The 14,695-nt window shown below is 52.6% G+C and carries 10 protein-coding genes; 4 read left to right on the top strand and 6 right to left on the bottom strand.

Features of this window, described 5'->3' with window-relative positions:
* Positions 1-29: 29 nt before the first annotated feature.
* Both ACO0LC_RS09945 and ACO0LC_RS09940 read right to left on the bottom strand, forming a co-directional pair.
* Positions 30-248: a DUF6434 domain-containing protein gene (locus ACO0LC_RS09945; protein ID WP_423002509.1), complete on the bottom strand. Its 219-nt coding sequence runs from the start codon at positions 246-248 to the stop codon at positions 30-32.
* A 34-nt stretch (positions 249-282) separates the two neighbouring features.
* The gene (locus ACO0LC_RS09940) at positions 283-1,062 is read right to left on the bottom strand and encodes a metallophosphoesterase (protein WP_423002508.1); all 780 of its coding nucleotides are present in this window, start codon (positions 1,060-1,062) and stop codon (positions 283-285) included.
* 253 nt (positions 1,063-1,315) lie between these two features.
* On the opposite strand from ACO0LC_RS09940, the gene ACO0LC_RS09935 reads away from it, so the two are divergent.
* From ACO0LC_RS09935 to ACO0LC_RS09920, 4 genes are all read left to right on the top strand, one after another.
* A complete protein-coding gene (locus ACO0LC_RS09935; protein WP_423002507.1) occupies positions 1,316-1,900 on the top strand; it encodes a hypothetical protein in 585 nt (194 codons plus the stop codon).
* Between the two features lie 41 nt (positions 1,901-1,941).
* Positions 1,942-2,883 (top strand): hypothetical protein, encoded by a 942-nt coding sequence (locus ACO0LC_RS09930; protein ID WP_423002506.1) that lies wholly within the window; start codon positions 1,942-1,944, stop codon positions 2,881-2,883.
* Entirely contained in the window at positions 2,876-3,697 is an 822-nt protein-coding gene (locus tag ACO0LC_RS09925; protein WP_423002505.1) for a hypothetical protein, read from the top strand. The genes ACO0LC_RS09930 and ACO0LC_RS09925 overlap by 8 nt, the downstream gene beginning before the upstream one ends.
* A gap of 153 nt (positions 3,698-3,850) precedes the next feature.
* Positions 3,851-6,592, top strand: a complete 2,742-nt coding sequence (locus tag ACO0LC_RS09920) for a diguanylate cyclase domain-containing protein (protein ID WP_423002504.1) — start codon at positions 3,851-3,853, stop codon at positions 6,590-6,592.
* 101 nt (positions 6,593-6,693) lie between these two features.
* Here ACO0LC_RS09920 and ACO0LC_RS09915 read toward each other — a convergent pair whose 3' ends face one another.
* The 4 genes from ACO0LC_RS09915 to mmsB all read right to left on the bottom strand — a co-directional run bounded on the left by ACO0LC_RS09915 (position 6,694) and on the right by mmsB (position 14,652).
* The gene (locus tag ACO0LC_RS09915; protein ID WP_423002503.1) at positions 6,694-9,462 is read right to left on the bottom strand and encodes a DUF6493 family protein; all 2,769 of its coding nucleotides are present in this window, start codon (positions 9,460-9,462) and stop codon (positions 6,694-6,696) included.
* Positions 9,463-9,534: 72 nt separating this feature from the next.
* A complete protein-coding gene (locus ACO0LC_RS09910; RefSeq protein WP_423002502.1) occupies positions 9,535-12,333 on the bottom strand; it encodes a DUF6493 family protein in 2,799 nt (932 codons plus the stop codon).
* A gap of 9 nt (positions 12,334-12,342) precedes the next feature.
* The gene (locus tag ACO0LC_RS09905; protein WP_423002501.1) at positions 12,343-13,695 is read right to left on the bottom strand and encodes an SWIM zinc finger family protein; all 1,353 of its coding nucleotides are present in this window, start codon (positions 13,693-13,695) and stop codon (positions 12,343-12,345) included.
* A 57-nt stretch (positions 13,696-13,752) separates the two neighbouring features.
* Complete coding sequence (gene mmsB / locus ACO0LC_RS09900) at positions 13,753-14,652, bottom strand: 3-hydroxyisobutyrate dehydrogenase (protein WP_423002500.1); 900 nt, start codon at positions 14,650-14,652, stop codon at positions 13,753-13,755.
* Positions 14,653-14,695: the final 43 nt, after the last annotated feature.

Genomic DNA, 14,695 nt, shown 5'->3' with positions numbered 1-14,695 from the left:
GTAATGCAGGCTGAACAGTCAGCTTGATCTCAACTGGCTTTGCCAGCACGCCGCCTGTGCCATTCATCGGCCACATCTCCCATGGTTTTGTGCACGCCATTGCCTATCCAGGCCATGAAGTCGCGATCAAACTTGAAACCATCCCCACATTCTGCAGTTAAAAAACGCCTGACGTTCTGGGTGTTTTTGTAGCTTGCGTCAACATGCGTTGCGCGTGAGATTTCTATGCTGTGCCAATCTGTATTCATGAAGATGTCCTGTGCTTGTTAATAGGGGCCTGCATCACAGTATGACCACCAAATCCGGATCAAAGTTCTCATTCTCCATCCTGCCGTTGTGCAGGGGATAGCCACAGGGATTGCAGATGACGCGGCATTTTCCCAGATGATAGTCAAAGCTTTCATGCATGTGGCCGTGTATCCACAAGTCAGCTTTTTGCGCCAGTTCATCGAGTCGTGAGGCGAAGGCAGCAGATAGCAAGTCATCTGCATAACGTGGTGCGACAGATTGCAAAGACGGTGCCATGTGGCTGACGACAACGGTGCGACTAGGGAAACTGGTATTGAGTTGCCGCTTGAGCCAGGATGTTTGTTGAAGATGAATTTCTCTGGTATCCATTGGCAGGAGCTTGCGATAGCCTTGCTCTGCCAGGGTGATGCGCTGATAGTCAGGCATCAGGTCTTCTGCCTCCTTCAGGGTGTAAGGCAGTTCTGTTTGACCAAACAGACAAAAATCTGTCCATAATGTCGCCCCAAGGAAGCGGACATCACCTAACTGGTATTCACTGGCATTGAGAAAGTGCACATTGTCCGTGGCCTCGCAGGCGCTTGCAATATCAGCCTGCATGTCTTCCAGGTTTTTGCCATAGGCTTCGTGATTGCCATGCACATATAAGACCGGGATACCGGCAAAGTGTTGCGCTGCCCAGCTCACCGCCTTGCTGCCCGCATGGATGTCCCCGGCCAGGATCACGACATCAGGCTGGCTGATGGAGGGATTAGCAAAGGGTGCAGTATCCCCCCAGGCTTCCAGGTGCAGGTCGGACAGGATTTGTAGGCGCATGGGATAAAGTCTGATAATGGGCTATAGTAAGGGCATCCAATTTCGCAGTTATTCTTTTGCAGCGAATTCGACGCGCGGCTGTATTTAGTTTACTGGAATTTCATGATGTTTGGATATCTGCTCAGATATCGGTTTTCTGGAAGAGGCTAGTCGATGTGATGCTAGATGCCACTGAGTGTCACTGAGGTTTGTGTGCGCGCTTTTAGACGGTTAAAATCTCAGGCGATTTTGTAGATGGACGAAGGAATATTAGATGAATATCGTTGACTATTTTAATTTTGAAAATCAGCTCAATGCAGCATTTCCGCTGACGCGCCCCGCCATAGTCTGGCCACAGCACGAGCAAGGCTCTGAGGCAAAAGAGATCTTTGCTGAATACAATTGGCGCGAAATAACAGGGTTTAGCCTGCGCGATCTGGATTGCTGCCTCTCGCACAATTTGAAATTATTTCCTTTACCTGCATTAGTGTATTACCTGCCTGCCTTTTTGAAGCTGGCTGCACTTGCGCTCTATTATGGTGGCGACAGTCATGATTATCCTGCTGAAGTCGCTGATGCTTTATTACTGCCTTTGAATCCCGATGTGGCAGACTTTGACGAGATCGGTCATGAATTGACTGACGGTGCATGGACTGGTTTTCAGCAAGGCAGGGTGCCGCTCTATCACGCAATGAGTCAAGAGCAGCGCGCTTGCGCGGCACGCTATCTGGAAATCTATCGTGCAGATTCTGGCAAGAAGGGGGAGGGCCTGTATTTGAGCGAACGCGGTAAATTTATTTTCCAGTGCATGATAGATGTCTGGAAGACAGGTGCCTTGCTGAACGATCCAGGATATTGATCAAAACCCTTAGCTGAGAAGAACAGTGTATACGCGCATCCATGTCTGAACTCGTCATCCTGACTACTTATTTTAATCCCTGCCGCTATGCGTCACGCAGGCAGAACTATGACATCTTCATGCAGGGCATGCGGGCCGCTGGGGTGACTTGCATTACGGTGGAGTGCGCATTTGGTGACGCGCCGTTTGAGTTGCCTGCGGCCGTCGATGTCTTGCAATTGCGCTCGGCCACTTTGCTATGGCAGAAGGAAAGATTATTGAATCTGGCGGCATCATGGCTGCCCGCCAGTTGTCGTTATGTTGCCTGGCTGGATTGTGACATCGTGTTTGAGAACAGGCACTGGGCCAAAGAATTGGTGGTGGTATTGCAGCATTACCCGGTAGCGCAAGTCTGGCAAACTTGCTTACGGCTGGAGCAGGATGGTGGCGTGGGGGCTGTCGCCGACCGTGTCACTTCATTTGCGGCTGTCATGCAAGCCCAGCCAGCGACTTTGCATGCGGGGCGTTATGATACGCATGGGCATACCGGTTACGGCTGGGCCATGCGGCGTGGCCTGTTCGATAGCGTGGGGTTGTATGAAGCTGCTATATCGGGTAGTGCAGATCATTTCATGGCGCATGCGATATATGGCGACTATAATTTTTGCATACAAAATGCCTTGAAGCATGACCATGCCCAGATCGCCCACTTGCAAGCCTGGGGCCAGCGCTTTTATCCGCAGGTGCAGGGGCAGTTGGGTGTGGTCAGCGGTGAAATCCGTCATCTGTGGCATGGTGAAGTGGCGCACAGGCGCTATTTTTTGCGCATGCATGAGATTACTGATCTGGGCTTCAACCCCTGGACAGATTTGAGCATGCCTGCAGGTCAGCCGCTGGAATGGCATGCAGGTATGGGCAAGCCCGGTTTGCGTCAGTATTTTATGGATTATTTTGCTTCCCGCCGTGAAGATGGCGAAATTCTTGAAAAGGTGCTCCATGCGTGAATCAAACCAGGATAAAGCGATGGCCGCTGTTGATGCGACCCTGCCGGACGTGCAACTGGCTTTACAGGGTTTGCAAAATGCTGTGCAGGCCATGCAGGCGGAGATCGCCAGCCAGGCCAGCTCACTGGAGCAATTGCAAGCACATAGGCGCCAAGTGCTGGAAAACCAGGTAGCACGGCTGCTACCTGATTTTTCTGGTGCCACACTGGATGCGCTGGTGCAGGCTTGCCCAGGTTTTGTCGATGACATGGTGCGCGGTATTTTTAGCGATAATCGCAAGATACTGGGCCTGTTTACCAGGCCAGGTGCGGCTACGGCACTGACCACCTTGAGGATACGCCTGGCTTTTTTCCTGGATACCCGCAAGGGTGCAGATTTACGCAGCCTGGATGAACAGATCACCCTGGCCAGTGAAGCAAAACAAAGGCTGGAAAAGTTGTACTACGAAACCCGGGCCGGCATACAAACCCTGGAAAAATACCAGGCCAGCGGCCAGCCCATACCGTTGGAATTGCAAGTCTATATATGCCAGCTGGCGGAGCGGGCGCGCCAGATTTCCACGCGGGGAGCAGGGCCGCAAACAGAGAATGCCAGCCAGGAATATGATAACAACTATCATGCTGGCTACGACAATAACGCCTATCCCTGGCTGTATTTCAGTCACGACATAGGGCAGATGGGGGTAGATACCAGCGATGTCGCGGCCAGCAAGACGGTAACAGCGCCCACAAGTGTAGCCTGCCCGCCAGGCAACACCGATACTGCGGCTAGCCTGGCTTGCCGTACTGATGACAGTCTGGGCGCTTATTCCTAGGTGCTGAGGGGGAAAAAGAGTCAGGATACGCAAAAATGCGGGTAAATTTACCACGTTGAGCAGGAATAGCTCCTGCCAGCTTGAAATTTTGATTGTCATCAAGGTCACGAATGCTAATATCAGTATTGGCATCCAACCTCATTTCTGCTTGATATGTCGTTTCCCCGATACTTTCGTTTTCGCGACATCAGCCTGAAAACCCGTCTTAGCCTGGCGGTGGCGATTTTCTTTGTCTTGTCGCTGAGCTTGCTCTCTATTCTGGCGGCGTCGGTATTTGAGCGTGCACTGGAAAGGCTGATCGTGGCGAGGCAGACCAGCCTGATTGCCAATATCGCCAACGAGATAGACCAGAAAATCGAGATCAGAAAAAACGCCTTGATACGCCTGGCCAGTGACCTCGGTGCTGGCGATACCGGGAACGAGAAAATCCAGCATTTCCTGGATACTCACCATAGCCTTGACGGTCTTTTTGATAATCTGGCAGTGTTTGACTTGCAGGGTGACTTGCTGGCCAATCTGGATAATCCTGAGACCAGGGGCAAGCTCAATATCAGCAAGCGCGAATACTTTCAGCGCGCAGTCAAACATAAGAAGATCGTCATTTCCCCACCTTTGAAGAGCGGCATTTCCGGACGGCCACTGGTGGTGATTTGCGTGCCTGTATTTGCGCCTGATGGCGACATATTATTGGCACTGGTTGGTACTATAGAATTGACACAGGATAGTTTTCTCGCAGATCTGGCGACTGCCAGGATAGGGGAGCATGGTTATTTCTATGTGCTGACGACGGAGGGCGTATTTGTCAATCATCCAGATCACCGGCGCATCATGAAAACCAGCCGCGAACTGCCAGACAAGAACCAGTTACCGGCAAATGCCTTTGCCACCCTGGAAGGTAACCTGACCACCAACGACAATACCAGGGATGAAGCCATCGTCGCTTACCGGCGCCTGAAGTCCCTGAACTGGATGATCGTTGGTGTCTACCCCACCAGCGAAGCCTTCAGCATCATTTCAGAAGTCAGGAAAGATGCCTTGTTGTTCAGCCTGGCCCTGTTGCTGACATTGCTGTTACTGGTCTGGTGGTTCATGTACTGGCAACTGGCACCACTGCAAAAATTGCGTGACAAGGTGAACAATGCAGAAAGCGATATGCTGGTCGCCCAACTGGAAAAGCAGGCCGATAAAAATTATTCCAAAGATGAAATAGGTGATTTGACCAAGGCATTTGATGATGCCATGAGCAAGCGCCGGGAGGCCGAACTGGCCTTGAGTGCCAGTGAAAAAAAACTGCGCCTGATTGCCGATAATATGTCAGCCTTTATTGCCTACGTCGACTATCAGGAAAAATACGCCTTCGTCAATAAGCGCACCGAGCATCTGTTTGGCATCACTGCCCAGCAAGCCATAGGCAAGACCATCAAGCAAATTTCCACTCCTGAGTTTTATCGTCAAACCAAGCCCTATGTGAGCCAGGTCTTGAATGGCGAGTGGACTTGTTTTGAACGGCGCACAGAGCGCTATGGTCATTGGGAATGGGACAGGGTTACCTATGTGCCAGACTTTAATAAGTCCGGCAAGGTCGATGGTTTTTTTGTACTGGTGGAAGACATCACCGAATTCAAGCAGGTGCAGGATGATTTGACGCGCAGTGAAAAACGGGTGCGTACCATCACCGATAATGTGCCTGCCATGATCGCCTATGTGGATGCCAGCGAACGCTATCAATTCTGTAACCGCAACTATGGCCTGATACCAGGCTTGCATCCTCAGGACTTGCTGGGAAAAACCATTACCGAAGTATTTGGTGAGCACACTTATCTGGAAATGCGGGAGAAAATCCAGCAAGCCTTGCACGGCGAAAAAGTCTCTTTCGAGCGTTATGCGCCTGAACGTGATATCAAGCGCTTCTTGCAATATGAATATGTGCCGGACATCAATGCCGAGGGTGCCACCCTGGGTTATTACTCCATGGTGATAGATATCACGGCACGCAAAGAAGCAGAGTTGAAACTGGCCGCCAGCGAGGGCTTACTACTTACCATCGCTGACAATATCCCTGCCTTTGTCAGTCTCATTGACAGTGAGAATCGCTATCAATTTGTGAACCGCCCTTATGAAGCCTGGTTCGATCTGCCCTTGTCAGAGATACGCTGCCAACCTGTGTTATCGCTATTGTCCGGTGCCATGCAGCAGGAGCATCATGTGCACTACAAGCTCGCCATGGCCGGTGAAAAAACCGAGTTTGAAACCGAGATCACTGTGGCTGGCAAGACTGGACATTACCATGCCACCTATGTCCCGCAATATGATGACAGCGGCAAGGTAGTCGGCGTCAACACGCTGATTAATGATATCAGCGATGCCAAGGCCGTTGAAAGGCAATTGCTGACGCTGGCAAGGTTTGATACCCTGACTGGCTTGCCCAACCGTAACCAGATCAATGAAAGAATGGAACAAGCCAGCGCCCGTTCACAACGCACCGGCCGTTTGATGTCTGTCATGTTCCTTGATGTCGACAAATTCAAGAGCATCAACGATAGCCTGGGCCATCATGCCGGTGACCTAGTCTTGCAAGAGTTTGCCAACCGCCTCAAGCATTGCATACGCCAGACCGACCTGGCAGGCCGCCTGGCAGGCGATGAATTCGTCATCGTACTCGAAGGCCTGAACATGCACAGCGAAGCCGACATGGTCGCCAGCAAGATAGTACAGGCCATGACCACCCCCTTCGATATAGAAGGCAAGCCGATCATGGTTACCACCAGCATAGGGGTGGCCATTTCATCAGAACAAAACACCAACGCTGGTGACATGCTTAAAAAAGCCGATGAAGCCTTGTATCTGGCCAAGAAGGCGGGGCGGAATAATTTCAAGGTTTTGCAGCTGGAATAGCTTTTTAATTTTTTCTTTGGCAGTACCGACTCTTCAGAATATTCATGCTACAAGAATGAAGCCATGCTACCTTGTCTGCTCGCTCTTCTGGCACCTGGTGTTCATCCCGCCAGCAAGGCCTTGACGGCGGTCTTGCCCTTGCCACCTATCTGCATATTCTGCAAGGCATGAAGTGTAGCTTCTGGCAGATCCAGTTGCAATTCCAGTCGCAATTCATGCAAGAGTTCCAGTAGCATGGCCATATCCTTGGGCGGTGTTTGCGGGCTTTGGGTGACCATGATGCACAGTAGCTGGAACACTAGGTGCGGGGTCAGTGTGTGGGCGCGTGCCGCTTTACCCAGGCTCTTGGCATAACGGCTGGCCATGACGATAGGTGTGGCCAGCAAGTCGTGGATGGCATGACCTAGTGCTGCTGCATCCAGCCGTCCTTCCAGCCAGCTGGCGACTAGGACATCTATCGCGATGGCAGTCTGGCCCGGCTCCTTGCCTGCCAGGGCAAAGGCCAGCAGTATAATGGCGCTACTGCTCATGGCGACAGTGCGATCGAGCAAGAGCTTGAGGTAGGCTTGGTGATGCCAATAGGCATCTGCCCAATCCAGATTGCCAGAGATGAGGCACACACCTTCGGTCAATACAGCCTCTACACTGGATGGCAACATGCTGGCTGACCAGTGTATCTGGTTTTCATTGTCGCTGCTAAAGTAATATGCTGGCCAATAATGGCCATTGCGTTCTACTAATTGTGAATAGCGCAATGTACTCAAATATGTGGGGTCCGCTGGCTTTGGTATCGGCGTCGTGTGGGGTAGGCAATGATAGAAAGTGTATTCTCCATTTTTACGGTCATGCATGCCAAAGCGCGTACTTGCTGCATGACTGCCATCCGGTCCTACATCACCATATAATTGAATGAGCTTGGGGTCGTCTTTATTTGGGTAGCGGGCGCGTGCTGCGGCGATGAACAAGGCACTGTCTTCACCCATGGTGGGGATAGTGACTTGCGCCCCCAGAGCATATCGCAAGGCCAGGTGATAGGGGCTGTCTGGCAAGCTTGCTGCTTGCTGGCGCAGGTCAACATCATTGCTGGCGGCCAGGCGCAACAGGCTCAGGACTTGTTCCTGCAAGGGCTGTTGCATACCCAGTGCATATTGCTCACGACTTCGTTCTATTAAGATGGTTGGATCTATGTAGCCGCGCTGATGGGTAGGGGCAGCCAGTGGCGCGACAGATTTGCCTTGCGCCAGGATATCCATTAAATCATCAGTACGCTGGCAGATGGCGCTATGCACATTGAAATGGCTGCAGGCGAAACTTTTTGTCGCTGGTAATCTTTCTCCTTCAAAAATATAAGTCAGCAGACGTGCCAGCTCGCGAGCCAAAGGCCTATCCATATGATGCCAGTTGCCTTCGACTGGCTTTAATTTTTTTGCGCGTTTGAGTACAGGGCCAAATTGTTTTTTTCCCTCTGCAGAATAAGGTGAAAACCTGAGCAAAGCATCAAAGATGGTTTCAAAACAATCAGTGTCATTGTGGTTTTCAAAGGCATAGGTGCAAGCTTCTACCAAATCCTCCAGGCTTTGTATTTTAACCAGCGCGCGACTGCCAGCAATAGGCGATGGCAGGGCTTGTAGTTGCGGTAGTTTTGCTGGTGTACCGAGGCGGTTTGTTGTCTGTCCTGCGATTTCTTGCGATGCTGCTCCGAGCAAGGCTGACAAGGCATCCCGGTTGCTGTTGGCGACCTGGGGCAGTAACTGCCTGGCTTGTTCTTGTGTAGCTGCATCCATGCCCCATTTTTCCAGGCGGGCGATGATTTTCTTTTGTATGTCAGCAGTTTCATGCAGCAAGCCAAATACGACTATGGCGGCAGCTTCATGCATCAGGCTGCTTTCTTTTTTGAGGATTTGATCAATTAACTTGAGTGCTGCATCGACTTGCGCCTTGATGGTTGATGAAAGCAAAGGGTGTAGTGCCGCTAGCAAGGCAGCATCATCCAGCATGCTTGCAGTCTGCAAAACACTTAGTGCTGTTAGTGCCATGTTGATGTTAGGTGGGACACGGCTATGATGTAAAAAACCCATATAGCGTTCTGTGAACGAGGCCATTTCTGTTGTGCTGGGTGCTAATGCTTCGTGAAATTGATGGCACCAGCCCGTGCGGGATAGTAGGCGGTCGGTCTCCAGTGCTGTCAGGGTTTTATCCAGCAATAGTTCGCGACTATATAGACCTTGTTGAGCTAGCTCAAGGAAGAGTCGTTGCCAGTCCTTCCCGTTATAGGCAGGAGCATTGTTAATGTTGCCGGTGTCGAATAACTTTAAGAATGGTCCTTGCAATAAACCAGGATCGTGCTTGATCCAGTAGGCCATGTCAGGAGCATCGTCGCCATATACTTTCTCTGCCATCAGGCCCAACAAATAATTCTCGTGGGTAGGGCGCTCAATGAAGCCCTTGATAAAAAAGCTTTGAATAATACGAAAACTCCAGGGCCCCCGCTGCAGCAAGATATCGCATAACTCTTCAGCTTTGTTTCTCGGCAAAGTCTGAAATAAATCACAGAGATCATCTGCCCAAGGTCTGAAACCGGTCCATCTTGAGGCGATACTATTGATGCCGCCGCACCAGGCAATGGCAATGTGCAAGCAACGCTTTTGCATTTCAGTCGCCGGGCCATCCCAGCGCAAACCTATGATATTTTTATTATTTGAATAGAGGATGAGATCTTCCACATGCATGATAAGCGGCCACAATGTGGCACGCTGCTCCTCACTTTGGCCAGCAAGGTAGTCTGTCAAACCCTGGTGATCAGCGTCTACAATAAATTGTTCTATTGGCGTCTTGGCTGCGAACAGCTTGATGGTATTGGTTTCAGACATGAATATCCTGGCTGATGTGGTTGCATAGGTGAACAGCATTGATGTGGGGCAGCGGCATAACTGGCAAGTCCATCATCTATCCTTTAATAAGGATTTTACGGCAGTTTTTGCCTTACCAGCTGCCTGCATATTCTGCAAAGCTTGACGCGTAACTTCTGGCAAATCCAGTTGCAATTCCAGCTGCAGTTCATGCAAGAGTTCCAGCAGCATGGCCATGTCCTTGGGCGGCGCCTGCGGACTTTGGGTGACCATGATGCACAGCAGCTGGAATGCAAGGTGGGGTGCCAGTGCATGGGCGCGGGCTGCTTTGGCCAGGCTCTTGGCATAGCGGCTGGCCTTGACTTGTGGTGTGGCCAGCAAGCCGTGGATGGCCTGGCCTAGTGCTGCGGCATCGAGCCGCCCTTCCAACCAGCTGGCGACCAGGGCATCTATCGCGATGGCGGTCTGGCCTGCTTCTTTGCCTGCGAGGGCAAAGGCCAGCAGCATGATGGCGCTGTTGCTTATGGGTACGGTGGGGTCAAGCAAGAGATTGAGGTAGGCTTTGTCTTGCCATGCGGCCTCCCACCAGTCAAGGTTGTTGGCAATGGCATGCGCACCTCCGGCGAATACGGCTTCCAGGCAGGATGGCAGTATGCTGGCAGACCAGCGTATCTGGCTTTCATGATTGCCTGCAAAGCTCTCCAGGTGCCAGACATGTTTTCCATCTATGATGGTTTGAGGATGACGCAAAATGCTGAGATAGAGCGGGTCTATCGCACGGGGTGCAGGCGTGGTATGCAGGTGGCTGTGATAAAAAGTGTAGGCCTCGTTTTTGCTGAGCTCTATCTCAAAACGATAGTGGGCCGCATGCGCGCCATCCGGCCCAAAATCGCCATACAGCTGTATGAGGTTGGGGTCGTCTTCACCGGGATAGCGGGCGCGTGCTGCGGCGATAAACAAGGCGCTGTCCTTGCCATTGGCAGGGATAGTGACTTGCGAACCCAGGGCATATCTAAGGGCCTCATGATAGGGAGTCTCTGGCAAACTCGCTGCTTGCTGGCGCAGAGTCGCATCATTGCTGGGTGCGAGACGCAAGAGGCTCAGGATTTGTTCCTGTTGGGGTTGCTGGAGTCCCAGCGCATGTTGCTCACGGGTTCGTTCTATCAAGGTGACTGGATCTATGTAGCCACGCTGATGGCTAGGTGCCGCCAGTGGTGCGACGGATTTGCCTTGCGCCAGGATATCCATTAAATCATCGCTACGCTGGCAGATCACACTATGCACACCGAAACGGCCTTTGGCAAAGCTGCTGACGGGCGGCAGCCTTACTGCATCGAATATAAATACCAGCAGGCGCGCCAGTTCGCGCGCCAGCGGCTTGTCCATGTTGCGCCAGTTGTCAGGGCTGGGCTTGAGCTTTTGTGCGCGCTTGAGGACCGGACCAAAACGTTTTTTGTCATCTGTGGAAAAAGGTGCCAGCCTCAGCAAGGCATGTATCACGCTTTCAAAACGATCAGTGTCATCATTATTTTCAAAGACATAGGCACAGACTTCGATGAGACCGTCAATATCATTGATAGATACTAAAGCGCGGCTCGCCGCCAGCGGGGAGGGTAATGGCTGTAGAGTGGGTAGTACGTGCAAGGTCTGGGTGGGTGTTGATGACGCAGATGCGTTAGCGATTGCAACAGCAGAGCCAAGCAAAGCCACCAGGACATCATGGTTACTGACTGCGACCTGGGGTAATAATTGCCTGGCTTGCTCTTGGGTGCTTGCATCCATGCCCCATTTTTCCAGGCGGCTGATGATTTTCTTTTGCATGTCTGCTGCTTCATGCAACAAGCCAAACACGGCGACTGCCGCGGCTTCTTGCGACAGGCTGGCATCTTGCTTGACAATTTTCTCGAGTAATTTCAGCGCGGCATCCACTTGCGCCTTGACTGCAGATGACAGCAGAGGCTGCAGGGCAGTCAGCAGGGCTGCATTGCTGACGGCATTTGCTGCATGCAAGCTACCCAGTACTTTGAGCGCCATGCTGACAGTAGGCGGGATGCGACTGTGGCATAAACCCAGGTAGCGCTCACTGAACGTACTCATTTCTGCTACCGTGGGTGCCAGTGCATCATGGAAGCGCGAGAACCAGCCGGAGCGAAATTGTATCCAGTCTTTTTCCAGTGCACCCAGGGTTTTATCAAGTAAAAGTTTGCGGCTGTATACACCCTGCTGGCACAAATTCAAAAATAGCTGCTGCCAGGTGTGGGAAGGATCATGGTTATATTTATCGCGCCCGGCCAGGCTGATATCGGTCGTACCTTCGATGTCAAACAACTGCAATAGCGGGCCTTGCAATAATTCTTGATCATGCTTGAGCCAGTAGGCGACGTCAGGTACGCGGTCTGAATGTATTTCCTGACTCATCAAACCCAAGAGGTAGTTTTCATGCGCAGGGCGCTCGATCAAGCCATTGATGAACAGGCTTTGTACGATACGAAAAACCAGTGGGCCTTGCAATATCAGGGCGAGTGCCAGGTTTTCTGTAGATGGTGGCTTGAACTCTTTCCACAAATCGATAAGCTCGGCTGGCTGATAAAGATAATACCAGCAGTTCTCTGCAACATCAGTGGCGTTGCCGCATAAAAAAATGGCAGCACGCAAGCAATGCCATTGTTCATCCGTGACTTTGCTGCGCCAGGCTGACTCGCTCATGTCTAAGGTATAGCGCGATTTTTCCATGACTTTGCTCATGCGAATGACACTGGCTCTATGCTGTGGCCATAATGTTTTATCTTGAGCTTGCAGATAGGTCATCATACCCAGATAGTTGCCTGCGACGATGCATTCTTCCAACGGCGTTTTTGCCAGGAATGCGGTTTCGGCTTTTTGTTCTGCCATGGGTGTGTCCTAAGTGTTTGTCATTGCTTCAACCGCCAGCACATGCTTGCACGGCCCGCGCAAACCCTGGTGCTTGGCAAACCAGGGGCAGGTGCAACGCAATTCGCCCTCGACTTCACGCACCCGGTGCTGGATGTCGCCACTCTGTACGCTGGCTTCTAATGGTTGTTTTTTGATGATGCTGATGGCATTGTTTTGTATCAGCTCACGCGCAGCAGCCAGGCGCGGGTGCAAGTCTTCTGCCATGCTCAAATCCAGTGGCAGCACGCGATGGAAGTAGCTGCCTTCTGTCACATCAAAACCCAGCAGACCAGAGACGCCAAGTATGCGCAGGCTGTCTTCTATGCTGGCTTGCGGTAAATCCAGTTGTTCAGCCAGGGCAGCGGCTTGCAGTGTGGATTGCCATTGCAAATGGGCGCGCATGCGCGGCAGGGCATCGGCATTTTGCATATTCATCAGGGCGCGCAGGGCCTGGCCTTCGCCAGAAAAACCGCGCCAGACTTCGGCACTCAGGGCCAGTGTCAACCTGGCGCCGGCAAATTGCAGGACCCAGGCACTGGCTTGCTGTGCCTCATCGGCAAAAATCGCCATGGACTGCACGCGTGGCAGCAAGGCTTCCAGCACGCGCAGGCGGGTGCTATCAACCAGGCGTATGCTATTCGGTTCTTGCCTGGTGGTGGTGCGCAGGCCAAAAGGGCCATGTGATATCCACAGTGGTGTCTTGCTGGTCGATGCCCTGGGAAGTGAGCGCAAGAAGCGCAGGGCTTCTGCGCCGCTGACTTCGACGATCTTGCGCATGCCAGCCTGGTAAGACTGCACTTCCAGCATGCCACGTATCCAGCGCAATGGCAGTTCGACTTTTTTCTCGATCACGCTATTGCCACCTGCATGCAGGGTAAATGCGTCTTGCCCGACTGACAGCGCCAGGCCAGATGCATCGCGCACCCGTGCCAGCGCGGCCCGCATGGGGGCATTGAAGTCGACATTGGTCGTGCCCTTGCCGACGATATCGCCCTCATAGCCGTCGGGCAACATATCAACACGCACATAAGCGCTACAGCAGGAAGAAAATCCTTCAAAACGCAAGATGCCGCCACCCGAGGTGACGACAGGGTCTGCCAGCATGAGTTTTTTTGCCAGCGTGTTGGTTGGCGTGAAAAAACGTGATCCAACAATGATGTGGACAGCAGTCAGCAATTCAGCCGACAGGCGCGGCTGCTTCAGCATGCCTTCAAAGAAGTGCGGGTGGGCGACTGCTGCTTTGTCGTCAGTGCCAGATGTGGCCAGTTGCAGCCTGGGCCTGACATCGTTTGTCAGTGCCGAGGCTTGCAGGTAGTGATAGGCGTGTGCTTGAGTAGTCATGGGCGCTAGCATATCGCTTTGTGTAGCGATTGTCATCGCGCCCGCGCCTCAGTATTTCTATTCCTTTTTCTGCAGCAGCTCAAGTATGCTGGAAAAATCCTTGCCACCGGCACCAGCCTTGCTATGGATACCGTACAGGTTACGCACAGCTTCACCGAGAGGGATGCTGGAATTTGTACCCAGTGCTGCCTCTGTTGCCAGGCCCAGGTCTTTGAGCATCAGGTCTACCCCAAAGCCGCCGGTATAGCCGCGTGATGCGGGGGCGTTTTCCATGACGCCGGGGTAGGGGTTGTAGAGTTCCAGCGCCCAGTTGCGGCCTGAGCTTTTGCTCATGATGTCGGACAGGACTTTGGGATCAAGCCCGTTTGCCATACCCAGTGCCAGCGCCTCTGCCGTGCCTGCCATGAGTATGCCCAGCAGCATGTTGTTGCAGATTTTTGCGGTTTGCCCGGCACCGTGTTCACCAGCGTGGAAGATGTTCTTGCCCATGGCATTCAGCACCGGGCGGGCACGTTCGAGGTCAACTATGCTGCCACCGACGATGAAGGTCAGTGTGCCTGCAGCAGCGCCTGCGGTACCGCCGGAGACTGGCGCATCGACCATCGCCAGCCCACGTGCGGCTGCGGCTTGTGCGACTTTCTTGGCAGATTGCGGGGCGATGGTGCTGCAGTCTATGATCAGGGCGCCATTGGCGATGTGGGCGAGTATGCCGTCATCGCCGAGGTAGAGGCTTTCTACATGGCGGCTGGCAGGTAGCATGCTGATGACGATGTCTGCGCCTTCTATGGCTTGCTTTGCGTTGCCTGCGGCCAGGGCACCGGCGTCTGCCAGTGTTTTGAGGGCAGTGGGGGAGAGGTCGAAGACGGTCAGTGGGTAGCCTGCCTTGAGCAGGTTAAGGGCCATGGGCGCGCCCATGTTGCCGAGGCCGATGAAGGCGATTTTGGATTGGTTTGACATGTGGTTATCTCCTGGTTTTACGTGTTCTTTGTTTGGCGTGATG

The sequence above is a fragment of the Undibacterium sp. JH2W genome (assembly GCF_049340425.1).
GTDB lineage: Bacteria > Pseudomonadota > Gammaproteobacteria > Burkholderiales > Burkholderiaceae_D > Undibacterium.
The sequence above is the reverse complement of the archived record's forward strand: the minus strand, read 5'-3'. Positions and strand labels throughout refer to the sequence as shown.

Bases quoted from the DNA above. Each gene is read 5' to 3' on its own strand.
- ACO0LC_RS09925 (WP_423002505.1), top strand. From the start codon at position 2,876: ATGCGTGAATCAAACCAGGATAAAGCGATGGCCGCTGTTGATGCGACC.
- ACO0LC_RS09940 (WP_423002508.1), bottom strand. From the start codon at position 1,062: ATGCGCCTACAAATCCTGTCCGACCTGCACCTGGAAGCCTGGGGGGAT.
- ACO0LC_RS09905 (WP_423002501.1), bottom strand. From the start codon at position 13,695: ATGACTACTCAAGCACACGCCTATCACTACCTGCAAGCCTCGGCACTG.
- ACO0LC_RS09945 (WP_423002509.1), bottom strand. From the start codon at position 248: ATGAATACAGATTGGCACAGCATAGAAATCTCACGCGCAACGCATGTT.
- ACO0LC_RS09910 (WP_423002502.1), bottom strand. From the start codon at position 12,333: ATGGCAGAACAAAAAGCCGAAACCGCATTCCTGGCAAAAACGCCGTTG.
- mmsB (WP_423002500.1), bottom strand. From the start codon at position 14,652: ATGTCAAACCAATCCAAAATCGCCTTCATCGGCCTCGGCAACATGGGC.
- ACO0LC_RS09935 (WP_423002507.1), top strand. From the start codon at position 1,316: ATGAATATCGTTGACTATTTTAATTTTGAAAATCAGCTCAATGCAGCA.
- ACO0LC_RS09930 (WP_423002506.1), top strand. From the start codon at position 1,942: ATGTCTGAACTCGTCATCCTGACTACTTATTTTAATCCCTGCCGCTAT.
- ACO0LC_RS09920 (WP_423002504.1), top strand. From the start codon at position 3,851: ATGTCGTTTCCCCGATACTTTCGTTTTCGCGACATCAGCCTGAAAACC.
- ACO0LC_RS09915 (WP_423002503.1), bottom strand. From the start codon at position 9,462: ATGTCTGAAACCAATACCATCAAGCTGTTCGCAGCCAAGACGCCAATA.